Below are 26,591 nucleotides of genomic sequence, written 5' to 3' on the forward strand. Positions count from 1 at the left end.
GGTCCTCATCGCAGGGCCACGCCGGGTCGCAGCACGGACACGAGCTGGTCCGGCGTGGGGTCGACGAGGTGCGCGCGGATCTCCCCGTCCGCGATGACCACCACGTCGTCGGCGTACGCCGCCGCGTCGAGCTCGTGGGTCACCATCACGACGGTCTGGCCGAGCTCGCGCACGGAGCGGCGCAGGAAGCCGAGGACCTCGGCCGACGACTCGCTGTCGAGGTTGCCGGTGGGCTCGTCGGCGAACACCAGGTCGGGCTGGGTCACCAGCGCGCGGGCGATCGCGACCCGCTGCTGCTGGCCTCCGGACAGGGCGTCGGGCCGGTGGTGCAGACGGTCGGTGATCCCGAGCGTCGCGGCCAGGAGGTCGTAGCGGGCGCGCAGGTCGGCGTCGACGCGCCGTCCGGAGAGCTCGAGGGGGAGCAGGACGTTCTGCCCGGCGGTGAGCATCGGGAGCAGGTTGAAGGACTGGAACACGAAGCCGAGGTGCTCGCGTCGGAAGACCGTGAGCGCGGTGTCGTCGAGCGACTCCAGCGAGGTGCCGGCGACGGTGACCGTGCCGGACGTGGGGACGTCGAGGCCGGCCAGGCAGTGCATGAGGGTGGACTTGCCGGAGCCGGACGGGCCCATGATGGCGGTGAAGCGGCCGCTGGGAAGGTCCAGGTCGACGCCGCGCAGGGCATGGACCTGGGCGTCGCCGCGGCCGTAGGTGCGGGTGAGGCCGCGGGCGCTGGCGGCCAGGGCGGTGGAGGTGGGGTTCATGCCTCCGAGTCTTCGCGCAGCGGCGCCGCCGGTCGTCCCTCGCCGGGATGGACCCGGCGTCCCCCGACGGGGGTACGCCGCGGCGCGGCCTACGACCCGGGGATGACCAGGCGGGCGTCGTAGGCCAGCACGACGAGCTGCACGCGGTCGCGCCGACCGGTCTTGGCGAGCAGCCTGCTCATGTGCGTCTTGACGGTGGCCTCGGCCACCACCAGCTCCTCGGCGATCTCGGTGTTGGACAGGCCGCGCCCGACCAGCACCAGCACCTCGCGCTCGCGGTCGGTGAGGCTCGCCAGCGACGGCGCCACCTCATCCGGGGCGGGTCCTCCAGGCTCGGGCAGGGTGCCCGCGAAGTGCTCGAGCAGCCGGCGGGTCGTGCTGGGCGCGACCACCGCGTCGCCCGCGTGCACCGAGCGGATGGCGCTCAGCAGGTCCGGCGGCGCGGCGTCCTTGAGGAGGAAGGCCGAGGCGCCGGCTCGGATCGCGGCGAAGGCGTACTCGTCGAGGTCGAACGTCGTCAGCACGATCACCCGCGGTGCGTCCGGGCCGGCGGCGATGCGGCGGGTGGCCTCGACGCCGTCCATGCGCGGCATCCGCACGTCCATCAGGACGACGTCGGCGGCGGTGACGGCGAGCCGCTCGACGGCCTCGCCGCCGTCGCCGGCCTCGCCGACGACCTGGAGGTCGGGCTGGCTGTCCACGAGCATCCGGAAGCCGGCCCGGACCATCTGCTGGTCGTCGACGAGGAACACCCGGATCGGCCGGGCGGGGGAGTCGGTCACAGCGGCAGCCTCGCAGCGACCCGGAACCCGCCGCCGGGGCGGGGTCCCGCCTCGAACCGGCCACCGTGCACGGTGACGCGCTCGCGCATCCCGACCAGTCCGTTGCCCTGGCGGTCGTCGGCGGTCGCGGCGCCGCGGCCGTCGTCCTCGACCTCGACGACCAGCTCGGCACCCGTGGTCACGCTCAGCCGCACGTGCGGCGAGGGCCCTGCGTGCTTGCGGACGTTGCTGAGCGACTCCTGCACCACGCGGTAGGCCGTCAGGGCCACGCCGTCGGGGACCGACGCCGTCTCCTCGGGGAGCACCGCGTCCACCTCGGCGCCGCCGGCGCGGGCGCCGTCGACCAGGGCCGGCAGGTCCGCGAGCCCGGGCTGGGGTCGCCAGCCGGTCTCCTCGCCGGCGCGGAGCAGCCCGAGCAGCCGCCGCATCTCGGTGAGCGACTCACGCCCGGTGGCCGCGATCGTCTCCAGCGTCGCGGTCGCGACCTCCGGGTCGGCCGCCGCGGCGTAGCGGGCGCCGTCGGCCTGCACCACGATCACCGAGAGCCCGTGGGCGACCACGTCGTGCATCTCGCGGGCGATCCGCGCCCGCTCGGCCGAGGCCGCGAGCTCCGCGCGCTGGTCGGCCTCACGGGCGATGCGCTCCCCGCGCTCGACCAGCCCGTCGACGTACGCCCGCCGGACCCGACCCAGCGTGCCCAGCGCCCACGCGGTGGCCACGATCGCGGTCAGGAACACCGTGTAGGTCCCGACGCTGGCGGTGCTCAGCGGCGCGTCCATGCCGCCCAGCCAGTCGAAGGTCGCCACGAACGCACCGCAGACGCCGACCCCGAGCGCGACCGCCGCCGGCACCGCTGAGGCGAAGCGCGCCACCGAGTAGGTCGCCACCGGGAACGCCACCTGGCCCCACAGCGGGAGGTCGAGGACCAGCGCCTGCGCGGCGCTGGCGAGGGCGACCACCGCGAACACGGTCGTGGGGTGGTCGCGGCGCCAGTAGAGCGGGACCAGCTGGGCGAGGCTGAGCACGGTCCAGGTCACGCCGTCGTCGTCGACGAAGGGGAAGGCCGCGACTGGCAGCAGCAGTGCGGTCGCCAGCAGCACGTCGAAGAGGCGCTGCCCGCGCGCGTCGAGGCGCCACGGGTGCGGCTGCGGGGCGTCCACGCCGCCACGGTAGACGTCGGCGCCGGTCGCCCGCGTCAGTCCCTGGGATGAGGGCGAGCAGTCCCAGGGGAGGAGGCGCGATTCCGCGATTCCGTTGGTACCGACCGCCGCCGGGCCCAGGGACGCTGGAGCCTCGCGTGCCCGCCCCGGGCCCACGCCTCACCCCGACCTCCAGGAGAACTCGTGTCCCTGCGCCGCGCCGCTGCCGCCGCCGTACTGTCCACCGCCCTCGCCTCCACCGCCGCCCTGGCCCCGGCGGGCTCCGCGGCCGCCGACGGTCCGTCCGAGCGGGCCGCGAAGGGCTGCGTCTCCAAGAAGGAGTACCGCAAGCTCAAGAAGGGCATGACCATCGCCAAGGTCAGGCGCGTGACGGGAACGAACGGCAAGCAGGTCAACAAGTACCCGCTCCCCGGCGGCAAGTTCGTCGTCGGTCGTGCCTACAAGGCCTGCACGAAGCGCGGCGCCGTGGGCATCTCCTTCACCAACCAGACCGGCGCCTACAAGCTCGCCTCCAAGGCCGCCGCCTGGCGCTGAACGGGCCGAGTAGGGTGCGAGCCATGACGAAATGGGAGTACCTGACCGCGCCGATCCTCACCCACGCCGCCAAGCAGATCCTGGACAACTTCGGCGCCGACGGTTGGGAGCTGGTGCAGGTCGCACCCGGGATGAACCCCGAGAACCTCGTCGGCTACTTCAAGCGCCCGCTGGAGGGCTGAGCGATGAGCACCCCCGAGGAGCGGCTGTCCGAGCTCGGTCTCGTGGTGCCCGAGGTCGCGAAGCCCGTGGCGGCCTACGTGCCCGCCGTACGCAGCGGCGACCAGGTCTTCACCTCCGGCCAGCTGCCGATGCGCTACGGCGAGCTGATGCTGACCGGCAAGGTCGGCGCGGAGGTGTCGGCCGACGAGGCCTACGGCTGTGCCCGGCAGTGCGCGCTCAACGCGCTCGCGGCCATCAAGGCCGAGGTCGGCGAGCTGTCGGCGGTCAAGCGGATCGTCAAGGTCGTGGTCTTCATCGCCTCCACCCCCGACTTCACCGGCCAGCCGGGCGTCGCCAACGGCGTCTCCGAGCTGCTCGGCGAGGTCTTCGGCGACGCGGGCGTGCACGCGCGCTCGGCGGTCGGGGTCACCGTCCTGCCGCTCGACTCGCCGGTCGAGGTCGAGCTCCTCGTCGAGGTCTGAGCGCGTGCGGATCCCGCTGCCGCCGGTGCCGCTGCCGGCCGACCTGGTCGACGTGGCACGCGAGTTCGAGGACGGCAGCCGCGAGCCGGTGCAGCCGCGCGACGCGGCCACCGTGGTGGTGATGCGGCCCTCGGCCGAGGGGCCCGAGGTCTACCTCCTGCGGCGCCAGGTCTCGATGGAGTTCGCCGCGGGGATGAGCGTCTTCCCCGGCGGCGGGGTCGACAAGCGCGACTTCGACGCGTCGGTCGCGTGGGCCGGCCCGTCCCCGGCCGAGTGGGCGCGCCGCCTCGGCACCGACGAGGAGACCGCGCGGGCGCTGGTCTGTGCGGCCGTGCGGGAGACCTTCGAGGAGTCCGGCGTGCTGCTGGCCGGCACCTCCGAGACCAACGTCGTCGCCGACACCACCGGCGACGACTGGGAGGCCGACCGGCACGCCCTGGAGTCGCGCGCGCTCGCGATGACCGAGCTCCTCACCCGGCGCGGGCTGGTGCTGCGCACGGACCTGCTCGGCGCCTGGGACGGCTGGCTGACGCCGGCCTTCGAGCCGAAGCGCTACCGCACGTGGTTCTTCGTCGCGTCGCTGCCCGAGGGCCAGCGGACCCGCGACGTGTCGACCGAGTCGTCCTCGGTGCACTGGGCGCCGGCGCGCGTCGCCGCCGACCAGGCCGACCGGGGCGACCTGGCGATGCTGCCGCCGACGTACCTCACGTGCCTGGAGATCGGGCGCCTCGGCTCGCCCGAGGAGGTCCTGGAGGTGGCGCAGGGACGGACCGTGGAGATGTTCACGCCGACCGTGGAGCCGCTCGGCGACGGCTTCACGCTCTCGCTGCCCGACCGGCTGCGGCCCCTGGTGGCGGAGCGGCCGCGGTGAGCGAGCCCTGGACGGGAGGGTCCTTCGGTGAGCGGGCGCGCTGCGTGCTCGCCGACAACGCCGACATGATGACCCTCGACGGCACCAACACCTGGGTGCTGCGCGAGCCCGGCGCCCGGCGCTCGGTCGTCATCGACCCGGGCCCGTCGATCCCGGCCCACCTCGACGCCATCGCGGAGGCCGCGGGCGAGGTCGGCGTCGTGCTGCTGACCCACCACCACCACGACCACGCCGAGGCCGCCCAGGAGTTCGCGGAGCGGATGGGCTGCGGCGTACGCGCCCTCGACCCGGAGCTGCGCCTCGGCTCCGAGGGCCTCGGCGACGGTGACGTGGTCGAGATCGACGGTCTCGAGATCCGCGTCGTCGGCACGCCCGGCCACACCGCCGACTCCCTGTCCTTCCACGTGCCGGCCGAGGGCGCCGTCCTCACCGGCGACACCGTGCTCGGACGCGGCACCACCGTCGTCGCCCACCCCGACGGCCAGCTCGGCGCCTACCTCGACTCGCTCGACCGGCTGCACGCGCTGGCCTCGTCGCAGGACGTGTCCTGGATCTGGCCGGGCCACGGCCCCGTCATCGCCGACGCCCTGGGCGCCCTCGACTTCTACCGCGCGCACCGCCGCGACCGCCTGGGCCAGGTCGAGGCCGCGCTCGCGTCGCTGAAGGACTCCCCCCACCCCGAGGGCATCGCGGTCGACGAGCTGCCCCGCCGCGTCGTCGAGATCGTCTACACCGACGTCGACCCCGTCCTCTGGGGCGCCGCCGAGCTCTCCGTCCGCGCCCAGCTCGCCTACCTCCAGGGCCGCTCGTCCTGAGGCGCTGGGGCGGGGGAGTTTCACCGGGTACCCGGTGAAACTCACGCTTCCGTCATGAAACTTCGTACCGGAAGCGTGAGTTTCGTGCGGGCGCTGGTGCAGGTGGGACGCCAGGACCAACGGACGTGGGATCAGCCGACCGTCGTCACCAGGAGCATGAGGAGCACGACCACGGCTCCGACCGCGCCGAGGATGAGCCCTGCGCCGAGCCACCGCCACCGACGGACCGCCATGGCGATAGTGCCCAGACCGACGATGCAGGCGACCCCCGTCAGGAGCACCGCGGAGGAGTCGTCGTTGCTGGCCGAGTCGCCGGCGATCCCCGGGACTGCGAGCAGCCAGACCACCGTCGCGGCCGCGCCGAGCACCGTTCCGCCGACCAGCAGCAGGCTTCGGCTGGTCCGCCGTTCGCCCGGCGCGTCGCCCGTCGTGCCCCTGCGCCCACCGGCTCGGCGTCGCCACCACGTCGTGGTCGCGTACGCGAGCATCGCCGCGGCCAGCACCAGACCGATGGTCAAGGCGACCCGGGTGCTGGACCACGGCCAGTCCGGCTCGGGCCGCTCGACGGTCGGCTGCTCCAGGCTCATCAGGTCCGTGGCGACGCTGATCGGTGGCACGTCGGCCTCGATGGTGCCGACGACGTCGTACGACGGGTCGTCGCCCACGCCGATCACGGCCAGCTCGGATGCCGACACCTCGCCCTCCTCGTCGGACGGCTCGGTCACCCGCGCCACGAGGTGACGGTCGTCGATCCACCCGAGGGGCTCGACCGTCTGCGAGGCCATGCCCTGGTCGGGCAGGTCGAGGCGCTCTCGGGTCGGGTCGAGGTGGACGGAGTAGCCGCGGGTGCCGCCGGCCGTGCGCACGTCGTACAACTCGCCGCCGACGAACGTGGCACCCACCGAGAACCGCTCGCCGACGTGGAGCACACGTCGTTCGACCGAGGGGCCGTCGACCACGAGCATGCGACTGTCGCCGACGATCGCGACCGTCCCGTCGTCCGCGGGCGCGTAGGAGACCGACGCGTTGTTGGGCAGCACCGGCAGGGGCTGGGACGTGTCGGCCACGGGGCCGATGAGCCCGGCGACCGGCGTCGTCCCTCCCGACGATTCCCCAGTCCACCCGGACACGTCGTCACCCACCCACGCGAGCCAGTCACCGCTGGGGGACCAGTCGAAGCCACCGACCGCGACACCTCCGTTGCTGGGCAGCGGGATCTCGCGCACGGTCCCGGTCTGCAGCTCCACCACGCGCACCCCGCTCGCCACCGCGGCCTGCGGCGAGTCGGTCTCGAAGCGCACCCACGCGTACGCAAGCCGCCGTCCGTCCGGGGACAGGGACAGCGGCGCGTCGTCCCCGGTCGAGGAGCTCGGGCTGTCTGCCTGGAGCTCGAAGAACCCCGGCAGCTCGAGCAGGTGGTAGTCCCCGTCGTCCGCGTCGACCACGACCGGGAGCCCGTCCTTCTCGAAGGCGAGCGCTCCGGTTCCGATCGCCAGGTCGGTCTCCACCTCGTCGCTCACCCAGGACCCGTCGTCCTCGCTCCGCTCGGCCAGCCGCTCGGGGACGGCCCACACCTGGTCCGGCACGGCGCCCCCGGCGCCGTCCGCGACCGGCGGGTCGACCCGGTCGGGCAGCCAGGTCAGCGCACCCGCCAGCAGGGCGACGGCGAGGACGGAGCCGGCGACGACCAGGCGGTCGCGGCGGCGGGCGCGCCCGGCGCGCTGCCAGGTGTCGTGGTCCACCTGCGCGACCGGCGCAGTGTCGCCAAGGCGCGCGAGCTCCTCGCGGAGACGGTCCAGCGTCATGACGCGTCCCCGATCAGCTCGGCGAGGTCGGGGGACAGGGTGCGCAGACGCGCGAGCGCCTGGCGGCAGATCGACTTGACGGTGCCCGACCCGATGCCCAGCGCCTGGCCGGTCTGCACCTCGGTGAGGTCCTCGAAGTAGCGCAGCACCAGCACCGTCCGCTGCCGCGTCGTGAGCCGGGCGAGGGCCTGCTCCAGGCTGAGGCGCAGGTCGGCGTCGACGCCCGGCGAGGCGCCGTCGTACGACCCCAGCGACGTCTCCTGCAGGCGGCGTTGGCGCCACCACGAGACGTTCTGCGTGTAGAGGATGCGGCGCACGTACGGCTCGGGGTCGCCCTCGATCCGGTGCCAGGCCTTGGCCGCCTTGAAGAGTGCTGTCTGCACGAGGTCCTCCGCGAGGTGGGCGTCCCCGGTGAGGAGGTACGCCGTACGCGACAGGGCAGGGGTGCGCGCGACGACGAACGCGTCGAAGTCGTGCTGTCGGCTCACCCGTGGCCCCCTTCCACCCCTGACGACGCGAGGAGGGCTGGGCCCGGGGGTCGGTGGAGGCGACATTTCTCGGGAAGCCGGCGAGGCCGTCGCCCCACGCGTCCCAGTGCCGTCACGAAACTCACGCTTCCGGTACGAAACTTCGTACCGGAAGCGCGAGTTTCACCGGGTACCCGGTGAAACTCCTCGACTCAGCGAGCCCGGCGCGCCAACCGCTCGACGTCCATGATGACGACCGAGCGGGGCTCGAGGCGCAGCCAGCCGCGGGCGGCGAAGTCGGCGAGCGCCTTGTTGACCGTCTCGCGGGAGGCGCCGACCAGCTGGGCGAGCTCCTCCTGGGTGAGGTCGTGGTGGACGTGCACGCCGTCGTCGGCGGTGCGGCCGAAGCGGTCGGCGAGGTCCAGCAGCGCCTTGGCGACGCGGCCCGGCACGTCGGAGAAGACCAGGTCGGCCACGACGTCGTTGGCCTTGCGCAGACGGCCGGCGAGCTGGGTCAGCAGGCCGCGGGCGACGACCGGGCGGCCCTCGAGCCAGCGCAGGAGGTCCTCGTGGGAGAGCGAGGCGAACGTCGTGTCGGTGACGGCGGTGACCGTGGCCGAGCGCGGGCCGGGGTCGAAGAGCGAGAGCTCGCCGAACATCTGGCCGGGGCCGAGGATGGCCAGGAGGTTCTCGCGACCGTCGGAGGAGGACCGGCCGAGCTTCACCTTGCCCTCGAGCACGATGTAGAGCTTGTCGCCCGAGTCGCCCTCGTGGAAGAGCACGTCGCCGCGGCGCAGACGCGCCTCGGACATGGACGCCCGCAGCGCCGTCGCGGCCTCGTCGTCGAGCGCGCTGAACAGCGGGGCCTGACGGAGTACGTCGTTGTCCACGGATCCTCCTGGTGTGGTGTCACGCTGATCCTAGCCAGTGGTCGATCTCACAGACGAACAAGACCCTCCGCGAGTCCGCAGGTCAGCGCCGTCGACGGGGCTGTCGGAGCCGCGCCGTAGGCTGGGGCCGTGCCCGCGCCCGAGACCCACACCGGCCTGGTCCGGCGCGCACGCAGGACCGACCGGCTGCTCGCGGAGGTCTACCCGGACGCCGGCATCGAGCTCGACTTCGACAACGCCTTCGAGCTGCTGGTCGTCACGGTGCTCAGCGCGCAGACCACCGACCGCCGGGTCAACGCCGTGCGGCCCACCCTCTTCGCCGCCTACCCCGACCCCGCGTCGATGGCGGCCGCCCCCCGCGAGCACCTCGAGCAGATCGTCGGCCCGCTGGGCTTCTTCCGGGCCAAGACCGAGTCGCTGCTCAAGCTCAGCGCCGCCCTCGTCGAGCGCTACGACGGTCAGGTGCCGGGCCGCCTCGACGACCTGGTCACGCTCCCGGGCGTGGGCCGCAAGACCGCCAACGTCGTCCTGGGCAACGCCTTCGACGTCCCCGGCATCACCGTCGACACCCACTTCGGGCGCCTGGTCCGCCGCTTCCGCTGGACCGAGGAGACCGACCCGGTCAAGGTCGAGCACGCGATCGGGGCGCTCTTCCCCAAGTCCAGCTGGACGATGCTCAGCCACCACCTCATCTGGCACGGCCGCCGGATCTGCCACGCCAAGAAGCCGGCGTGCGGGGCCTGCCCCGTGGCCCGCCTGTGTCCGTCCTACGGCGAGGGGCCGACCGACCCGGAGGCCGCGGCCGCCCTCGTCAAGACCCAGGGACCGGCGTGAGGCGGCTGTCAGCGGCCGTGGCGCCACTGCTCGCCCTGGCGCTCGTGCTGGCCGGCTGCTCGGACAGCAAGGACGAGGAGCTGCCGCCCGAGGTCCTGCCCGACGTCACGCTGCCGCGGCTCCAAGGCTCCGGCTCGGTCGACGTCTCCACGCTGCGCGGCCCGATGGTCGTGCCGCTGTTCGCCAACTGGTGCGGGCCGTGCCGCAAGGAGCTCCCGCTCTTCGAGCGGCTCTCCCAGGAGCACGGCGACCAGGTGCAGGTGCTCGGCCTCAACTGGTCCGACCCTCGCAAGAGCAAGGCGCTCGCGCTCCTCGACGACACCGGCGTCACCTTCGACGTGATCGCCGACCCCAAGGGCGAGACCGGGGAGCCCCCCAACCAGCGCATCCCCGCGCTCCCGACGATCTGGATGATCGACGCCGAGGGCAAGGTCACCTACCGCCAACCCGAGGCGATCAAGAGCTACGACGAGCTGGTCGCGCTGGTCGAGGACCACCTGGACGTGGACCTGTGAGCGCCGAGCTCCCCGACTGGCTCAAGCCGGTCGAGGTGGGCGCGCGCACGATCACCGTCCACGAGCTCACGCGGTTCATGCCGCCCGAGGACTCCGACCCCCGTCGCGGCGCGGTGCTGATGCTCTTCGGCGAGGGGCCTGAGGGCCCCGACCTGCTGCTCACCGAGCGTGCCCACCACATGCGCTCCCACCCCGGCCAGGTGTCGTTCCCCGGCGGCAGCATCGACCCCGGCGAGACCGCCCGCGAGGCCGCGCTGCGCGAGGCCCAGGAGGAGACCGGGCTGGACCCCGCCGGCGTGCAGGTCTTCGCCGAGCTGCCCGAGCTGTGGCTGCCGCCGAGCAACTTCGCCGTCACCCCGCTGCTGGCGTGGTGGCGCGAGCCGAGCCCGGTCTCGGTCGTCTCGCCCGACGAGGTGCACGCCATCTACCGCGTCCCGCTGCGCGAGCTGGTCGAGCCGACCCACCGGATCGCGGTCCGCCATCCCAGCGGCTGGGTCGGCCCCGCCTTCCTCATCGGCGACGACAAGGACGTCATCCTGTGGGGGTTCACCGCCGGGATCATCGCCCGGCTCTTCGACTTCCTCGGCTGGACCGAGCCCGCCGACGAGGACCCGCCCATGCACGACCTGCCGCCCTACATGCTGCTCGGCGCCCCCGCCACGCCCCCGCCCGGCCTGAAGCCCAACACCCGCTTCGAGGAGCGCCGGTGAACGCCCTCGACTGGCTGCTCGTGGTGCTGGTCCTGGCCTACGCCCTCTCGGGCTACTGGCAGGGGTTCGTCACCGGCGCGTTCGCCACCGCCGGCCTGCTGCTCGGCGGCCTGCTCGGGATCTGGCTGGCGCCGGTCCTGCTCGGCGACGTCGACCCCTCGCTACTGGTGTCGCTGGGCGCGCTGTTCATCGTCATCCTGTGCGCCTCGCTCGGCCAGGCGTCCTTCCAGTACGCCGGCTCCAAGGTCCGCGACCGCATCACCTGGCAGCCCATCCGGGCCATCGACGCCGTGGGCGGCGCCGCGCTGAGCGCGGTCGCCGTACTCCTCGTCGCGTGGGCGCTCGGAGTCGCGGTGTCCGGCTCGCGCATCGGGTCGGTGACGCCGATGGTCCGCGGCTCCTCGGTGCTGGGGGCCGTCGACAAGACCCTGCCGCACGCCGCCTCGGGGGTCCTGCAGACCTTCAACGACGTGGTCGGCACGAGTTTCTTCCCCGACTACCTCGAGCCGTTCGCCCCCGAGCGCATCGTCGACGTCGGCCCCGGGCCGCGGCGGCTGCTGCAGGACCCCGACGTCGTCGCCGCCGAGGAGAGCGTGCTCAAGATCCGCGGCACCAACAGCTGCGGGCGCGGCGTCGAGGGCACCGGCTTCGTCTACGCCCCCGACCGGTTGATGACCAACGCCCACGTCGTGGCCGGCGTGGACGACCCCGAGGTCGAGATCGGCGACGCGACCGTCGACGCGGAGGTCGTCGAGTACAACCCCGACCTCGACATCGCGATCCTCGCGCTCGAGACCGACGACATCCCCGCGCTGCGCTTCGCCAAGGTCGCACCCGGCGACGGGGTGGCGATCCTCGGCTACCCCCAGGACGGCCCCTACGACGTCCAGCCCGGCCGGGTCCGCGACGACCAGAAGCTGCGCTCACCCAACATCTACGGCGACGGCACGGTCATCCGGCAGGTGTTCTCCCTGCGCGGGCTCGTGCGTCCCGGCAACTCCGGCGGGCCGATCGTCACCTCGCGCGGCGCGGTGGCCGGCGTGGTGTTCGCCGCGTCGGTGACCGACAAGGACACCGGCTACGCGCTCACGTCCGCGCAGGTCGCCGACAGCGCCGCGATCGGTCGCACCAACACCGAGACCGAGTCGACCGGCGACTGCGCCGGATAGTGGAGCGACGAAGTCGCTACGCCTTGCCCTTCAGGGCGCGGGGGATCTCCTTGCCCTGGGCGATCGCCTTCTCGGGCGCCTTGACCTTCTTGACCTTCTTGATGCCGGCGAAGACCAGCAGCCCCGCAACGAGCAGGTAGAAGGCGAAGACGATCAGGAACGCCCAGTGCAGGTCGAGGCCGGATCCGTTCCAGTTGATGAGGTAGGCGAACGCGACCGACAGCATGATCACGGCGAGCACCGCCACGAAGCCCGCGGCGGCGAACAGGCCGATGCCGATGCCGCCGGCTTTGACGCTCACCTTGAGCTCGGACTTGGCGAGCTCGATCTCCTTGGACACCAGCGCGGAGATGTCGCGGCTGGCGTCGACGACGAGACGGCCGATGGTGGGATCGCCGTCGGCGGGCGCCTTGACCGGTTCGGATGACATGCAGGGTTCCTCTGGTCTCGAAGTGGGAGCCCCGACCCTACAGAACCACCGAGCGACTCCGCCTCCTCAGGAGGGGTGTGGTCGGTCGCGCTGGAACACGTCGGGCACGCCGTCCCCGTCGTCGTCGCGCGACTCGCGCTCCTCGATGCGGCGGTAGACCCGGTTGCGCAGGCGCAGCACGACCGAGGCGAGCAGGGCCGCGGTGAGCGATCCCACGAGCACCCCGACCTTGACGTGGTCGTCGCGCTCGCTGCCCTGGCCGAACGCCAGCTCCCCGATGAGCAGGCTGACCGTGAACCCGATCCCCGCCAGCATCGCCATGCCCAACACGTCGACCCACGTGAGCTCGTCGTCCAGCTCGGCGCGCGTGAACGTCGCCAGCAGCCAGGTCGAGCCGAGGATCCCGATCGTCTTGCCGACCACGAGCCCGCAGACGATGCCGAGCGCCACCCGGTCGCCGAGGGAGTCGACCAGCCCGCTGAGCCCGCCGACGGTGACGCCCGCGGCGAAGAACGCGAAGACCGGCACGGCGATCCCGGCCGAGATGGGCCGCACGAGGTGCTCGAGGTGCTCGGCCAGGCCGGGTCGCTCGTCGTCCCGGTCGCGGCGCAGCACCGGGACCGTGAACCCGAGCAGGACGCCGGCCACCGTCGCGTGCACCCCGGACTCGTGGACCAGGACCCACGCCACCAGCGCCAGCGGGACCAACAGCCAGCCGCTGCGCACCCGCCGCTGCACCAGCACGGCGAAGATCCCGATGGGCAGCAGCGCGAGCCCGAGGAAGAGCAGGTCGAGCTCGGCGGTGTAGAAGATCGCGATCACCGTGATGGCGAGCAGGTCGTCGACGACGGCCAGGGTGAGCAGGAAGGTCCGCAGCCCGCTCGGCAGGTGGGTGCTGATGACCGCCAGGACCGCCACCGCGAACGCGATGTCCGTGGCTGTCGGGATCGCCCAGCCGCGCAGCGCGCCGTCGCCGCCGAGGTTCCACAGGACGAAGATCAGGGCCGGCACGGCCATCCCGCCCACGGCCGCCGCGATCGGGACGGCGGCGCGGCGCGGGTCGCGCAGGTCCCCGGCCACGAACTCCCGCTTGAGCTCGAGGCCCACCACGAAGAAGAAGACCGCCAGCAGCCCGTCGGCGGCCCAGGCGCCGAGCGTGAGGTCCAGGTGCAGCGAGGCGGGTCCCACCCGCAGGTCGCGCAGCGACTCGTAGGCGTCGCTCCACGGGGTGTTGGCCCAGATGATCGCCACGAGAGCGCCGACGATCAGCAGCACCCCGCCCGTGGTCTCGGCCCGCAGGATGGCCGCCGTACGCGAGTGCTCGAGGAAGGACCCCGGCGCGAACAGCCGGGGACGGGACGGAGCCGGGGAGGGCGGGGGTGCGGGGCTCATGCGGCTCCAGGGGTCGGCGGGATCGTTGCCGACCAGACTTCCCGGCGCACCTGCGGCCATCGTACCGCTCCAGGGGGAGCAGGGATTTCAGCATCTGCTGGTATCCCTGACGTTCTGGGCCAGAATTCCGCCCCAGAACGTCAGGTTTTTCAGCAGATGCTGAAACACCTGCAGGCCGGCCTCAGCCCTCGTCGTCGCCGGAGCCCGAGCCCTCCTTCTTGGAGATCAGGTCCATGACGGTGGAGTCGGCGAGCGTGGTGACGTCGCCGACCTCGCGGTGCTCGGCGACGTCCTTGAGCAGGCGGCGCATGATCTTGCCCGAGCGGGTCTTGGGCAGCTCGGGCACGACCATGATCTGCCGCGGCTTGGCGATCGCGCCGATCTCCTTCTGCACGTGGCGGCGCAGCTCCTCGACGATGTCGTCGCCGCCGTCGCCCGCGGAGTCGCGCAGGATCACGAACGCGCAGACGGCCTGGCCGGTGGTCTCGTCGGCGGCGCCGACCACGGCCGCCTCGGCGACCTTGGGGTGCGAGACCAGGGCCGACTCGATCTCGGTCGTGGACAGGCGGTGGCCCGAGACGTTCATGACGTCGTCGACGCGGCCGAGCAGCCAGATGTCGCCGTCGTCGTCCAGCTTGGCGCCGTCCCCGGCGAAGTAGAAGCCCTGCTTGCGGAAGCGCGACCAGTAGGTCTCCTTGAAGCGGTCGTCGTCGCCCCATAGGGTGCGCAGCATGGCGGGCCACGGCTCCTTGACGACGAGGTAGCCACCGGAGCCGTGGGGCACGGACTCGCCGTCGTCGTTGACGACGTCGACCGAGATGCCCGGCAGCGGGGTCATGGCCGAGCCCGGCTTGCCGGCGGTGACGCCGGGCAGCGGGGAGATCATGATCTGGCCGGTCTCGGTCTGCCACCAGGTGTCGACGATCGGGCAGCGCTCGCCGCCGATGACCTCGCGGTACCACATGTAGGCCTCGGGGTTGATCGACTCACCCACTGACCCCAGCAGCCGCAGCGAGGACAGGTCGAAGCCGTCAGGGATCTCGCGGCCCTGCTTCATGAACGTGCGGATGGCGGTGGGCGCCGTGTAGAAGATCGTCACGCCGTAGTCCTGGATGATCTCCCACCAGCGGCCGCGGTGCGGGGAGTCGGGCGTGCCCTCGTACATCACCTGCGTCGCCCCGTTGGCGAGCGGTCCGTAGACCATGTAGGAGTGCCCGGTCACCCAGCCGACGTCGGCGGTGCACCAGTAGACGTCCGTCTCCGGCTTGAGGTCGAAGACCGCGTGGTGCGTGTACGACGTACCGGTGAGGTAGCCGCCGGTGGTGTGCAGGATGCCCTTGGGCTTGCCGGTCGTGCCGGAGGTGTACATGACGTAGAGCGGGTGCTCGGCGTCGAACGGCTGCGCCTCGTGCTCGCTCGAGGCGCCGTCGACGGCCTCGTGCCACCACACATCCACGTCGTCGTCCCAGTCGACGTCCTGGCCGGTACGGCGCACGACCAGCACGTGCTCGACGTCGAAGCCGTCGCCGGAGGCCTTCGTGCGCGCCTCGTCGACCGCGGGCTTGAGGGCCGAGGGCGCGCCCCGGCGGTAGCCGCCGTCGGCGGTGACGACGACCTTGGCCTCGCAGTCGACCAGCCGGGTGGCCAGTGCATCGGAGGAGAAGCCACCGAAGACGACCGTGTGGGGGGCGCCGATGCGTGCGCAGGCGAGCATCGCGACCACGGTCTCGGGCAGCATGGGCATGTAGATCGCCACCCGGTCGCCGGCCTCGACGCCCAGCGCCAGCAGGGCGTTGGCGGCGCGGCAGACCTCGGCCTGCAGGTCGGCGTAGGTGATCGTGCGCTTGTCGTCGGCCGGCTCGCCGACCCAGTGCAGCGCCACGCGGTCGCCGTTGCCGGCCTCGACGTGGCGGTCGACGCAGTTGTAGGCGGCGTTGAGCGTGCCGCCGGTGAACCACTTGGCGAACGGCGGGTCGTCCCAGTCGAGGACGCGGTCCCACGTCTGGGACCAGTCGAGACGCTCGGCGGCCTCGGCCCAGAACGCCTCGCGGTCGGAGGAGGCCCGCTCGTAGGCCTCGGCAGTGACGTTGGCGGAGGCGGCCAGCTCGGCGGGTGGCTCGAAGGAGCGGTCCTCGCGCGACAGGTTCGACAGGGTCTCTTCGCTCACTTCTCACTCCTGGGACAGACGCTGATGGGTGGCACTCGCCACAGTAGGACGCGAGGCCCACGGTGGCCACGCGGGGTTGTCGCCGGGTTGGCGCCGGTAGGAAGTGCGGGGGCCGGGCGGCCGTGCGGGCCGCCCGGCCCCCGATCGTGCCGGAGAGGTCAGTGCACGATCATCTTCTCCGAGCCGGCGCCGGTCAGCGCGCGGACCTCGAGCTCGGTGTAGCGGTCCTCGGCGGTGGGCTCCTTCGACGTGATCGTCCCGAGGAAGCCGAACAGGAAGCCCAGCGGGATGGACACGATGCCGGGGTTCTCCAGGGGGAACCACGAGATGTCGACGCTGGTGGGCAGCAGCGACAGGTTCTTGCCCGTCGGGTCCAGACCCTTGCCCGAGACGACCGGCGAGAAGATGACCAGGCCGATCGAGGACACCAGCCCGCCGTAGATGCTCCACAGCGCGCCGCGGGTGTTGAAGCGCCGCCAGAACATGTTGTAGATGATCGTCGGCAGGTTCGCCGACGCCGCCACCGCGAAGGCCAGGGCCACGAGGAAGGCGATGTTGAGGTTCTGCGCCGGGATCGCCAGCAGGATCGCGACGAGCCCGATGCCGGCCGCCGCGTAGCGGGTCACCTTGATCTCCTGCTCCTCGGAGGCCTGACCCTTCTTGATGACGCTGTTGTAGATGTCGTGGGCCACCGAGGCCGACGACGTGAGCGTCAGGCCCGCCACGACCGCCAGGATGGTCGCGAACGCGACCGCCGCGATGATCGCCAGCAGTACGGCGCCGCCGGTCGAGCCCGCGCCACCGCCCACGGCCTCGGCCAGCAGCGGGGCCGCCAGGTTGCCGGACGCGTCCAGCTCGCCGGAGGCACGCAGGCCCGGGATGTCCAGCAGGGCCGCGGCACCGAAGCCGAGCACCAGCGTGAACAGGTAGAAGGTGCCGATCAGGCCGATCGCCCAGAGCACCGACTTCCGTGCGTCGCGCGAGGTCGGCACGGTGTAGAAGCGGATCAGGATGTGCGGCAGCCCCGCCGTGCCCAGGACGAGCGCGATGCCGAGGCTGATGAAGTCGATCTTGCTGGTCGCCGTGGCGCCGTACTTCAGCCCGGGCTCGAGGAACGCCTGGCCCGAGCCGGAGTTGGAGGCCGCGGTGCCCAGGAGCTCGGAGAGGTTGAAGTCGAACTTCGCCAGCACCAGCACGACGATGAGGGCGGAGCCGGCCATGAGGAGGACGGCCTTGACGATCTGCACCCACGTGGTGCCCTTCATGCCGCCCACGGTGACGTAGAAGATCATCAGCGCGCCCACGCCCAGGATGACGATGTTCTTGACCGCCTGGTCGCTGACGCCGAGCAGCAGCGCCACGAGGGCGCCCGCCCCGACCATCTGCGCGAGCAGGTAGAAGATCGAGACGACGACGGTCGAGGTCGCCGCCGCCATGCGCACGGGGCGCTGCCGCATCCGGAACGCCAGCTGGTCGGCCATCGTGTAGCGCCCGGAGTTGCGCAGCATCTCCGCGACCAGCAGCAGCGCGACCAGCCAGGCCACGAGGAAGCCGATGGAGTAGAGGAAGCCGTCGTAGCCCGACAGCGCGATGGCGCCGGAGATGCCGAGGAACGACGCCGCCGACATGTAGTCGCCGCCGATCGCGAGACCGTTCTGCACCGGCGAGAACGAGCGGCCGCCGGCGTAGAAGTCGGCCGTGCCGGAGGTCTGGCGGCTGGCCCAGAACGTGATGCCGATGGTCAGGGCGACCACGGCAAGGAACAGGATCGTGGTGAGTACCTGGTCGTCCATGTCAGAGGCCTTCCTCGTAGCGCTCGTTGAGCTGTCGCGCCAAGGGGTCGAGCTTGGCCTCGGAGAACCGGCTGTAGAGCCACGCCAGCAGGAACGTCGTCACGAACTGCAGCAGCCCGAAGACCAGCGCGACGTTGATGTTGCCGAGGAGCTGGTGGTCCATGAACCCGCCGGCGTAGTTGGACATCAGGATGTAGAGCAAGTACCACGACAGGAACGCGAGCGTCGCCGGGAACACGAAGCCCCGGTAGAGGCGCCGGAGCTCGACGAACTCCGGGGCGGCCGCCAGCTCGTCGTAGACCGGCGCATGGCGGTCTGGCTGGGAGTGCGGGTTGACGTCGGACGCCACGGGAGGACCCCTTTCGAGCGGCTCAGGGTGAGCACGATGTGATGGGCGTCACCGTAGGAGCGCGCGCCGCCGAGGGAGAGGGGTCGCGCCCGGGGCTGCGGCCAGCGGGTCCCGCGCTGCGACGAACGGTCGGTTGCGGACGACGAGCGGCACGTCGGTCGTCGTGGGTTGAGGAGGTCGCGCAGCGACCGTCTCGAAACCCGGTGAGGGGTCGAGTCCCTTCCGTGGGTTTCGAGACGGGACTTCGTCCCTCCTCAACCCACGGGGGCGTGAGCGCGTGAGGTCCGTGAGGGCGTGAGGACAACGTGACGTCGGCTTTGCGGCTGCTCGTGGGCGGGCGAAACCTGCGCTGCCTTGGATGAGGGCATCCGCACCCCCACAGGAGCCCGACGATGACCCTCACCACCGACCCGCCGCCCACCGCGCCCGCCGCCGCCACCAGCGCAGCGGCCCCACCCGCCCGGCGCACCGGCCGCTGGATCGACGACTGGCGCCCCGAGGAGCCGGAGTTCTGGGCCGAGACCGGTCAGCAGGTCGCGCGCCGCAACCTGCTGTGGTCGATCTTCGCCGAGCACCTCGGCTTCTCGGTGTGGCTGATCTGGTCGGTCTCCTCGGCCTTCCTGCTCTCGGTCGGCTTCTCCTACAGCCCCCAGCAGCTCTTCGTGCTGGTCGCGCTGCCCAACCTGGTCGGCTCGCTGCTGCGGCTGCCCTACACGCTGGCGGTGCCGAAGTTCGGCGGGCGCAACTGGACGATGGTCAGCGCCGCGCTGCTGCTCATCCCGACGCTCGGGTTCGCCTACGCCGTGCAGCACCCGGAGACGCCGTTCTGGGTGTTCTGCCTGATCGCGGCGACGGCCGGCCTCGGCGGCGGCAACTTCGCCAGCTCGATGGCCAACATCAACTTCTTCTACCCCTCCGCCAAGAAGGGCGCCGCCCTCGGCCTCAACGCCGCGGGCGGCAACCTCGGGGTCTCGCTGATCCAGCTGTTCCTGCCGGTCATCGTGGGCGGGGCGGGGATCTTCGGGATCGTCACGGCGTCGGCCGGGGGAGTCCACCTGGAGCGCGCGGCCTGGGTGTACGCCGGCCTGGCGGTCGCCGCCACACTGGCGGCGTACCTGTTCATGGACAACCTCGGCACGGCCGCCTCCAAGCCGCGCGAGCAGCTGCAGGTGGTCCGCAAGCCGCACACCTGGATCATGGCGTTCCTCTACATCGGCACGTTCGGCTCGTTCATCGGCTACTCCGCGGCGATGCCGCTGCTGATCAAGCTCAACTTCTGGGTGCCGGAGCCGGCGCCGCTGGGCACCGGCATCTACTTCGCCTACTTCGCGTTCCTCGGGGCGCTGGTCGGGTCGATGACGCGGCCGCTGGGCGGTTGGCTGGCCGACCGCTACGGCGGCGCCAGGGTCACGCTGGGTGCGTTCACCGGCATGGTCGTCTTCACGCTGGCGGTCCTGTGGACGCTCACGCAGCTCACGCCCAACCCGACCGCCGAGCCGGGCATCGCGAGCGACAACCAGTCGTGGTTCCCGTGGTTCCTGGGCTTCTTCCTCTGCGTGTTCGCCGCGACCGGGATCGGCAACGGCTCGACGTACAAGATGATCCCGGCGATCTGGCGCACCGAGGCCGAGCGCGCGACCGAGCCGGGTACGCCGCAGCGTGCCGCCGCGCTGCTGGCCGCCACCAAGCAGGCGTCGGCCGCGATCGGCGTGATCGGCGCCGTCGGCGCGGTCGGCGGCTTCCTGATCCCGATCGCGTTCAGCTCGCCGTGGGTCGACGACCCCATGTCGGCGACCAAGGGCGCCTTCGTGGTCTTCACCGCCTTCTACGTCGCCTGCGCGGCTGTCACCTGGGGGGTCTACCTGCGGCGTCCCTCGACGGCGAGGGCGACCAGCCTCGCGGGCGCCGGCATCTGAGCCCTGATGACCCACACCCACTGTCCCTACTGCAGCCTGCAGTGCGGCATGTCCCTGGAGCGCACGGGGCGGGCCACCCTCGAGGTGCGGGCCTGGCCGGACTTCCCGGTCAACGAGGGCGCGCTGTGCCGCAAGGGCTGGACGGCCGCCGGGCTGCGGGGGAGCCGTGAGCGGCTGACCTCCCCGCTCGTGCGCGACCGGGCCTCCGGCGAGCTGCGCACGGCGTCGTGGGACGAGGCCCTCGACCTGGTGGCCGGTCGGCTGCTCGCCCTGCGCGAGTCGCACGGCCCGGACTCGGTGGCCGTCTTCGGGGGCGGGGGGCTCACCAACGAGAAGGCCTACCAGCTCGGCAAGCTGGCCCGGGTCGCGGTGGGCACCTCGCAGATCGACTACAACGGCCGCTGGTGCATGTCGTCGGCCGCCTCGGCCGCCAACCAGGCCTTCGGCATCGACCGCGGGCTGCCGTTCCCCCTGGCCGACGTCGAGCAGACCGACGTCCTGGTCCTGGTCGGCTCCAACCTCGCCGAGACCATGCCCCCGGCGGCGCGCCACCTCGACCGGCTGCGCGAGCGCGGCGGGCACGTGGTCGTCGTCGACCCGCGGCGCACCGCGACCGCCGAGCGGGCGGACACCTTCCTGCAGCCCGTGCCGGGCACGGACCTGGCGCTCGCGCTCGGCCTGCTGCACCTCGTGGTCGCCCTGGGCGGCGTCGACGAGGAGTACGTCGCCGCGCGCACCACCGGGTTCGACGCCGTGCGGCGCGCGGTCGCCGCCTGGTGGCCCGAGCGGGTCGAGCGGGTGACGGGGGTGCCCGCCTCCGAGCTGCGCGCCCTGGCCGGCCTCCTGGTCGGCGCGGACAAGGTGACGGTGCTGACCGCCCGGGGCGCCGAGCAGCACGCGCAGGGCACCGACACGGTGCTCGCGTGGGTGAACCTCACGCTGGCGCTGGGGATGCCGGGCCGCGCGTCGGCCGGCTACGGCTGCCTGACCGGTCAGGGCAACGGGCAGGGCGGGCGCGAGCACGGCCAGAAGGCCGACCAGCTGCCCGGCTACCGGATGATCGACGACCCGGCGGCGCGCGAGCACGTGGCGCGCGTCTGGGGCTTGCCCGCCGCCTCGCTGCCGGGGGCCGGCCGGTCGGCGTACGAGCTGCTCGACTCGCTCGGGACCGACGGTGGGGCCAGGGCCCTGCTGGTGTTCGGCAGCAACATCGTGGTCTCGGCGCCCAACGCGACGCACGTGACGCGGCGGCTGGAGGCGCTCGACCTGCTGGTCGTCGCCGACCTCGTGCTCTCCGAGACCGCGGCGATGGCCGACGTCGTGCTGCCGGTGACGCAGTGGGCCGAGGAGACCGGCACCATGACCAACCTCGAGGGTCGCGTGGTGCTCCGCGAGCGTGCCGTCGCGCCGCCGGACGGCGTGTGGACCGACCTCGAGGTGATGGCGGGCCTGGCGTCGCGGCTGGGGTCGCCGGTCGACTTCTCGGCCGACGCCGAGGAGGTGTTCGCCGAGCTGGGCCGCGCCTCCGCCGGCGGGCGGGCCGACTACGCCGGCATCACCTACGACCGGATCCGCGAGGAGCACGGTGTCTTCTGGCCCTGCCCGAGCGCCGAGCACCCGGGGACGCCGCGGCTCTTCGCCGACTCGTTCGCGACGCCGGACGGCCGCGCGCGGTGCGTGGCGGTCGAGCACCGCGGACCGGCCGAGGTCGTGTGCGCGGACTACCCGGTGCACCTGACGACCGGGCGGGTGCTGGCGCAGTACCAGTCCGGCGCCCAGACCCGGCGGATCCGCGACCTGCCCGACGACGGCCCGTTCGTCGAGCTGCACCCGATGCTGGCCGACCGCATCGGCGCCCACGACGGCGACCTCGTCGTGGTGACGACCCGGCGAGGGGAGCTCAAGGCGCCCGCCCGCGTCGTGTCGACGATCCGCCCCGACACCGTCTTCGTGCCCTTCCACTGGGTCGGCGCCAACCGCCTCACCCACGACGCGCTGGACCCGTCGAGCCGGATGCCGGAGTTCAAGGCCTGCGCCGCGGCGGTGCGCACGTGAGCGCCGTCGGTCGGGTCGTGGTCGTCGGCAGCGGCATGGCGGCCACGCGGCTCGTGGAGGAGCTGGTCGCGCGGGGCGCAGGCGCGGACGTGGTGGTGCTCGGCGACGAGCCGCACGCGCCGTACAACCGGATCCTGCTCTCCGCCGTGCTCGAGGGCACGCACCCGGCCTCCGCGCTGACGCTGCGCGAGCCGCGCTGGTACGCCGAGCACGGGGTGGACCTGCGCCTCGGCGCGCGCGTCCTCGGCGTCGACCGCGAGCGCCGCGACGTGATGCTCGTCGATGGCACGGTCGTGCCCTACGACCGGCTCGTGCTCGCCACCGGCAGCATCCCCTCGCTGCCGCCGATCCGGGGGCTGGTGCGCCTCGACGGCCGCCTCCGCGAGCGCGTCCACGCCTTCCGCTCGCTCGACGACTGCACCCGGCTGATGGGCGCGCTCACCTCGCTCGGCGTCCCGGACCCGTGCGGTTTGGTCACCAACCGCACGTCCGGGGGCCGGGAACCTGCGGTTTGTGACCAAACCGCAAGGTTGAAGCCGGCCCGGGCGGTCGTGGTCGGCGGCGGCCTGCTGGGGCTGCAGGTGGCGCGGGCGCTGAGCGTCCGGGGGCTCGACACCGAGATCGTGGAGGGCGGGGAGCACCTGCTCCGCAGCCAGGTGGGGAGCCCGGCGGGCCAGGTGCTCGCGCGCGACCTGCGGCGGCTCGGCACGACGGTCTACACCGGGGCGCGAGCGGTCCGCCTCACCGACCTCCCCGCCGACACCGGCACCGACACCGACACCGGCGGCGTCGGCCTGCGGCTCGACAACGGCTACACGCTCGAGACCGACCTCGTGGTCCTGACCGCCGGCGGCCGGCCCTCGACCGCACTGGCGCGCGGGGCCGGGCTGGAGGTACGCCGCGGGGTCGTCGTCGACGAGCACCTCGCCTGCGTCACCGACCCCGACGTCCACGCCCTCGGCGACTGCGCCGAGCACGCCGGTCGCACCACGGGCTTCGTGGCCCCGGCGTGGGAGCAGGCGGCGCTGCTGGCCCACCACCTCACCGCACCCTCGACCGCCCTCACCTACACCGGCAGCCGCACCGTCGCCCGGCTCCGCGCGACCGGCCTGGACGTGGCCGTCCTGGGCGACCCCGAGCGGGCGACCGCCGACGGCGGCGACGTCGTCGAGGTCACCAACCCCGTCGTCGGCTCCCACCGCAAGCTGGTGGTCCGCGACGGCGTCATCGTCGCGGCGACGCTGGTGGGCGACCTGAGCCGGATCGGCCTCATCACCCAGTACTTCGACCACGGCACCCGCCTGGCCGGCACCGAGCCCGGCCAGCTGCTCATGGGCGACCGCACCGCGCCGCCCTCACGCCTGGCCGACGACGCCGAGATCTGCGCCTGCGCGGGCGTGAGCGCCGGGAGGATCCGCGCCTGCGCCTCGCTCGACGAGGCCCGCGACACCACCCGCGCCACCACCGGCTGCGGCGGCTGCGCGTCCGCCGTGCGTGAGCTGCTCGCCACCCGACCCGCCCTGTCCGGCACCACCTGAGGGAGATCCCATGTCACCGCACCACAGGAAGACGCTCGTCGTCGCCGGCCACGGCATGGTCGGCCACCGCTTCGTGCAGGCCGCGATCGAGCGCGGCCTCACCGAGACCTACGACGTGGTCGTCGTCGGCGAGGAGCCGCGGGCGGCGTACGACCGCGTGGCGCTGACGTCGTTCTTCGAGGTCGGCGCCGACGGGCTGTCGCTCCTCCCGGGCGGCGCGTACGACGACCCGCGGGTGCGGCTGGTCCTGGGCACCTCCGTCGACGCCGTCGACCCCGAGACGCAGACGGTGCTCCTCGGCACCGGCGAGGTGCTGGTCTACGACGAGCTGGTCCTGGCCACGGGCGCGACGCCGTTCGTGCCGCCGGTGCCGGGGCGCGACCTGCCCGGCTGCTTCGTCTACCGCACCATCGAGGACCTCGAGGCGATCCGCGAGGCCGCCTCGGTGGCCACCGTCGGGGCGGTCATCGGCGGCGGGCTGCTCGGGCTGGAGGCGGCCAACGCCCTGTCCCAGCTGGGGCTGGAGACCCACGTGGTCGAGATGGCGCCGCGGCTGATGGCCGTGCAGGTCGACGCCGCCGGCGGGGCGACCCTCGCACGTCACGTCGAGAAGCTCGGGCTCACCGTCCACACCGGCGCCCTGACCGAGGGCGTGCTGGGCGAGGACCGCGTCACCGGTCTGCAGCTCAAGGACGCCGAGCCCATCGAGGCGCAGGTCGTCGTCTTCTCCGCCGGCATCCGCCCGCGGGACGCACTCGCCAGGGACGCCGGGCTCGACCTCGCCGAGCGCGGCGGCGTCCTGGTCGACGAGCGGTGCCGCACCTCCGACCCGCACGTCTGGGCGATCGGGGAGTGCGCGGCGCCGGGAGGGCGGATGTACGGGCTGGTCGCGCCGGGCTACGCGATGGCGGAGGTCGTCGTCGACGCCCTGCTCGGAGGTCCCGGCCAGTTCACCGGCGCCGACATGTCCACCAAGCTCAAGCTCCTCGGCGTCGACGTGGCCTCCTTCGGCGACGCACACGCCGCCACCGAGGGCGCGCTGGAGCTGGTCTTCGCCGACGCGGTCGCCGGGCACTACAAGAAGCTCGTGGTCTCCGAGGACGGCAGGCACCTCCTCGGCGGCGTCCTGGTGGGCGACGCGTCGGCATACGGCGTGCTGCGGCCGATGGTCGCCAGCGGCATCGAGCTGCCTCCCAACCCCGAGGACCTGATCCTCCCGGCGAGCCGGGGCGTGCCCGAGATCGGGCTGCCCGACGAGGCGGTCGTCTGCTCGTGCAACAACGTCACGAAGGCGACGATCCTGGACCACGTGGCCCGGGCGGAGGAGCCCTGTGCCGACGCCACCTGCGTCACGAGGTGCTCCGGAGCCGGGAGCACCTGCGGCTCCTGCAAGCCGACGGTCAAGAAGATCGTCGAGGACCACTTCGCCTCGGTCGGCAAGGTCGTCGACCGCAGCCTGTGCGAGCACTTCGCGCTGACCCGCCAGGAGCTCTTCGACGTCGTGGCCGTGCACGGCTACCGCAGCTTCGACGAGGTCGTGGGAGGCCACGGGAGCGGCCGCGGCTGCGACGTCTGCAAGCCGACCGTCGCCTCGATCCTGGCCAGCCAGCTCAACGGGCACGTCCTCGAGACCGGGCGCGGCACGCTGCAGGACACCAACGACGCCTACCTCGCCAACATCCAGCGCAACGGCACCTACTCGGTGATGCCGCGGATCGCCGGCGGGGAGGTGACGCCCGAGGGGCTGATCGTGCTCGGGGAGGTCGCGCGCGACTTCGGGCTCTACACCAAGATCACCGGCGGCCAGCGCATCGACCTGATGGGCGCCCGCATGGAGGAGCTGCCGGCCATCTGGCGCCGCCTGGTCGACGCCGGCTTCGAGTCGGGCCACGCCTACGGCAAGTCGCTGCGCACCGTGAAGTCCTGCGTGGGCTCGACGTGGTGCCGCTACGGCGTCCAGGACTCCACCTCGCTGGCGATCATGCTGGAGAACCGCTACCGCGGCCTGCGGTCGCCGCACAAGATCAAGGGCGGCGTCAGCGGCTGCGCCCGCGAGTGCGCCGAGGCGCGCGCCAAGGACTTCGGGGTGATCGCCACCGAGAAGGGCTGGAACCTCTACGTCGGCGGCAACGGCGGCGCCTCGCCGGTGCACGCGGTCCTGCTCGCCGGTGACCTCGACACCGAGACGCTCGTGCGCTACCTCGACCGCTACCTCATGTACTACATCCGCACCGCCGACCGCCTCCAGCGCACCGCGCCCTGGATGGCCTCGCTCGACGGGGGGATCGAGCGGGTCCGCGCGGTCGTGGTCGAGGACTCCCTCGGGCTCGGCAGCGAGCTGGAGGCGGCGATCGAGGCCCACGTGGACGGCTACTTCGACGAGTGGAGGGCGACGCTGGACGACCCCGACAAGCTCGCCCGGTTCGTCTCCTTCGTCAACGCCCCGGACGTCCCCGACCCGCACATCACGTTCCGCGAGGAGCGCGGCCAGCCGGCGCCGGGGGACTCCGCCGGGCCGGTGGTCCTCGGCGCGACCATCGGAGTCGGCGCGCCCGCGGTGACGTCATGACGACGACCCACGCGGCGACGTACACGACCGTCTGCCGGCTCGACGACATCGAGCCCGAGGGCGGCGTGCTGGCGCTGGTCGCGGGCGAGGCCGTGGCGGTCTTCCGGACCTACGACGACCGGGTGTTCGCGCTGTCCAACTACGATCCCTACTCACGGGCGTCGGTGCTGGCCCGTGGGATCGTCGGGACACGTACGGTCGAGGGTGACGAGGTCACCTTCGTGGCCTCGCCGATGCACAAGCAGGCGTTCGACCTCAGCACCGGGCAGTGCCTCGACGACGCGGCGGTGCGGGTCCCGACGTACGACGTCCAGGTGACCGAGGACGGCACGGTGCTCATCGGCGGGCTCATCGACGAGCCGGCCGCCAGGCTGACGGGAGGTGGCACATCGAGCTCGTAGAGGAGACCGACGCGACGGTCGGCG

General features: G+C 72.7%; 25 protein-coding genes. 14 read left to right on the forward strand and 11 right to left on the reverse strand.

What is annotated here, in order from left to right; all coding sequences use genetic code 11:
* Positions 1-5: 5 nt before the first annotated feature.
* From E4622_RS19120 to E4622_RS19130, 3 genes are all read right to left on the reverse strand, one after another.
* Positions 6-761, reverse strand: coding sequence for an ABC transporter ATP-binding protein (locus E4622_RS19120; RefSeq protein ID WP_134741047.1), 756 nt, complete (start codon positions 759-761; stop codon positions 6-8).
* An 89-nt stretch (positions 762-850) separates the two neighbouring features.
* A complete protein-coding gene (locus E4622_RS19125) occupies positions 851-1,543 on the reverse strand; it encodes a response regulator transcription factor (RefSeq protein ID WP_134741048.1) in 693 nt (230 codons plus the stop codon).
* Positions 1,540-2,703 carry a sensor histidine kinase gene (locus E4622_RS19130; protein ID WP_134741049.1) on the reverse strand — a complete coding sequence of 388 codons (1,164 nt, stop codon included), beginning with the start codon at positions 2,701-2,703 and terminating at the stop codon, positions 1,540-1,542. Before E4622_RS19130 ends, E4622_RS19125 begins: the two co-directional genes overlap by 4 nt.
* Before the next feature lie 183 nt (positions 2,704-2,886).
* Here E4622_RS19130 and E4622_RS19135 point away from each other — a divergent pair, with 183 nt between their 5' ends.
* From E4622_RS19135 to E4622_RS19150, 5 genes are read left to right on the forward strand one after another with little or no spacing between them, the layout of a single operon-like run.
* Positions 2,887-3,237: a hypothetical protein gene (locus E4622_RS19135; protein ID WP_134741050.1), complete on the forward strand. Its 351-nt coding sequence runs from the start codon at positions 2,887-2,889 to the stop codon at positions 3,235-3,237.
* A gap of 23 nt (positions 3,238-3,260) precedes the next feature.
* On the forward strand, positions 3,261-3,419 hold the full coding sequence (locus E4622_RS22915; RefSeq protein ID WP_167736105.1) for a DUF4177 domain-containing protein: 159 nt from the start codon (positions 3,261-3,263) through the stop codon (positions 3,417-3,419).
* Positions 3,420-3,422: 3 nt separating this feature from the next.
* The gene (locus E4622_RS19140; protein ID WP_134741051.1) at positions 3,423-3,881 is read left to right on the forward strand and encodes a RidA family protein; all 459 of its coding nucleotides are present in this window, start codon (positions 3,423-3,425) and stop codon (positions 3,879-3,881) included.
* A 4-nt stretch (positions 3,882-3,885) separates the two neighbouring features.
* Positions 3,886-4,752: an NUDIX hydrolase gene (locus E4622_RS19145; protein WP_209021964.1), complete on the forward strand. Its 867-nt coding sequence runs from the start codon at positions 3,886-3,888 to the stop codon at positions 4,750-4,752.
* Positions 4,749-5,567 carry an MBL fold metallo-hydrolase gene (locus E4622_RS19150; protein ID WP_245156048.1) on the forward strand — a complete coding sequence of 273 codons (819 nt, stop codon included), beginning with the start codon at positions 4,749-4,751 and terminating at the stop codon, positions 5,565-5,567. Before E4622_RS19145 ends, E4622_RS19150 begins: the two co-directional genes overlap by 4 nt.
* Positions 5,568-5,698: 131 nt before the next feature.
* On the opposite strand, the gene E4622_RS19155 is transcribed toward E4622_RS19150, so the two are convergent.
* The 3 genes from E4622_RS19155 to E4622_RS19165 all read right to left on the reverse strand — a co-directional run bounded on the left by E4622_RS19155 (position 5,699) and on the right by E4622_RS19165 (position 8,729).
* Entirely contained in the window at positions 5,699-7,372 is a 1,674-nt protein-coding gene (locus E4622_RS19155; protein WP_134741052.1) for a hypothetical protein, read from the reverse strand.
* Positions 7,369-7,860 carry a SigE family RNA polymerase sigma factor gene (locus E4622_RS19160; RefSeq protein WP_245156049.1) on the reverse strand — a complete coding sequence of 164 codons (492 nt, stop codon included), beginning with the start codon at positions 7,858-7,860 and terminating at the stop codon, positions 7,369-7,371. The genes E4622_RS19155 and E4622_RS19160 overlap by 4 nt, the downstream gene beginning before the upstream one ends.
* 191 nt (positions 7,861-8,051) lie before the next feature.
* Positions 8,052-8,729 (reverse strand): Crp/Fnr family transcriptional regulator, encoded by a 678-nt coding sequence (locus tag E4622_RS19165; protein ID WP_134741054.1) that lies wholly within the window; start codon positions 8,727-8,729, stop codon positions 8,052-8,054.
* Positions 8,730-8,858: 129 nt separating this feature from the next.
* Here E4622_RS19165 and nth point away from each other — a divergent pair, with 129 nt between their 5' ends.
* From nth to E4622_RS19185, 4 genes are read left to right on the forward strand one after another with little or no spacing between them, the layout of a single operon-like run.
* Positions 8,859-9,563, forward strand: a complete 705-nt coding sequence (nth, locus tag E4622_RS19170; RefSeq protein WP_134741055.1) for an endonuclease III — start codon at positions 8,859-8,861, stop codon at positions 9,561-9,563.
* Positions 9,560-10,078 carry a TlpA disulfide reductase family protein gene (locus E4622_RS19175; protein WP_167736106.1) on the forward strand — a complete coding sequence of 173 codons (519 nt, stop codon included), beginning with the start codon at positions 9,560-9,562 and terminating at the stop codon, positions 10,076-10,078. The genes nth and E4622_RS19175 overlap by 4 nt, the downstream gene beginning before the upstream one ends.
* Entirely contained in the window at positions 10,075-10,788 is a 714-nt protein-coding gene (locus E4622_RS19180) for a CoA pyrophosphatase (RefSeq protein WP_245156050.1), read from the forward strand. The genes E4622_RS19175 and E4622_RS19180 overlap by 4 nt, the downstream gene beginning before the upstream one ends.
* A complete protein-coding gene (locus E4622_RS19185; RefSeq protein WP_134741056.1) occupies positions 10,785-11,957 on the forward strand; it encodes a MarP family serine protease in 1,173 nt (390 codons plus the stop codon). The genes E4622_RS19180 and E4622_RS19185 overlap by 4 nt, the downstream gene beginning before the upstream one ends.
* Before the next feature lie 16 nt (positions 11,958-11,973).
* Here E4622_RS19185 and E4622_RS19190 read toward each other — a convergent pair whose 3' ends face one another.
* From E4622_RS19190 to E4622_RS19210, 5 genes are all read right to left on the reverse strand, one after another.
* Positions 11,974-12,387, reverse strand: coding sequence for a phage holin family protein (locus tag E4622_RS19190; protein WP_134741057.1), 414 nt, complete (start codon positions 12,385-12,387; stop codon positions 11,974-11,976).
* A gap of 66 nt (positions 12,388-12,453) precedes the next feature.
* Positions 12,454-13,779 carry a Na+/H+ antiporter NhaA gene (nhaA, locus tag E4622_RS19195; RefSeq protein WP_134741058.1) on the reverse strand — a complete coding sequence of 442 codons (1,326 nt, stop codon included), beginning with the start codon at positions 13,777-13,779 and terminating at the stop codon, positions 12,454-12,456.
* Positions 13,780-13,960: 181 nt separating this feature from the next.
* Positions 13,961-15,946 carry an acetate--CoA ligase gene (acs, locus tag E4622_RS19200; protein WP_134741059.1) on the reverse strand — a complete coding sequence of 662 codons (1,986 nt, stop codon included), beginning with the start codon at positions 15,944-15,946 and terminating at the stop codon, positions 13,961-13,963.
* Positions 15,947-16,104: 158 nt separating this feature from the next.
* Positions 16,105-17,739 (reverse strand): cation acetate symporter, encoded by a 1,635-nt coding sequence (locus E4622_RS19205; protein WP_134741060.1) that lies wholly within the window; start codon positions 17,737-17,739, stop codon positions 16,105-16,107.
* A gap of 1 nt (position 17,740) precedes the next feature.
* Entirely contained in the window at positions 17,741-18,088 is a 348-nt protein-coding gene (locus E4622_RS19210) for a DUF485 domain-containing protein (protein ID WP_134741061.1), read from the reverse strand.
* A 392-nt stretch (positions 18,089-18,480) separates the two neighbouring features.
* Between E4622_RS19210 and E4622_RS19215 the strand changes: the two genes are divergently transcribed.
* The 5 genes from E4622_RS19215 to nirD are packed head-to-tail and all read left to right on the forward strand — an operon-like array spanning position 18,481 to position 26,567.
* Positions 18,481-20,004, forward strand: coding sequence for an MFS transporter (locus tag E4622_RS19215; protein WP_134741062.1), 1,524 nt, complete (start codon positions 18,481-18,483; stop codon positions 20,002-20,004).
* A gap of 6 nt (positions 20,005-20,010) precedes the next feature.
* Complete coding sequence (locus E4622_RS19220; RefSeq protein WP_134741063.1) at positions 20,011-22,059, forward strand: molybdopterin oxidoreductase family protein; 2,049 nt, start codon at positions 20,011-20,013, stop codon at positions 22,057-22,059.
* The gene (locus tag E4622_RS19225) at positions 22,056-23,597 is read left to right on the forward strand and encodes an FAD-dependent oxidoreductase (RefSeq protein WP_245156051.1); all 1,542 of its coding nucleotides are present in this window, start codon (positions 22,056-22,058) and stop codon (positions 23,595-23,597) included. Before E4622_RS19220 ends, E4622_RS19225 begins: the two co-directional genes overlap by 4 nt.
* Positions 23,598-23,607: 10 nt before the next feature.
* On the forward strand, positions 23,608-26,166 hold the full coding sequence (nirB, locus tag E4622_RS19230; RefSeq protein WP_134741064.1) for a nitrite reductase large subunit NirB: 2,559 nt from the start codon (positions 23,608-23,610) through the stop codon (positions 26,164-26,166).
* Entirely contained in the window at positions 26,163-26,567 is a 405-nt protein-coding gene (gene nirD / locus E4622_RS19235; RefSeq protein ID WP_134741065.1) for a nitrite reductase small subunit NirD, read from the forward strand. The genes nirB and nirD overlap by 4 nt, the downstream gene beginning before the upstream one ends.
* The last annotated feature ends 24 nt before the right edge of the window (positions 26,568-26,591 follow it).

It is taken from the genome of Nocardioides sp. 503 (genome assembly GCF_004522095.1).
GTDB lineage: Bacteria > Actinomycetota > Actinomycetes > Propionibacteriales > Nocardioidaceae > Nocardioides.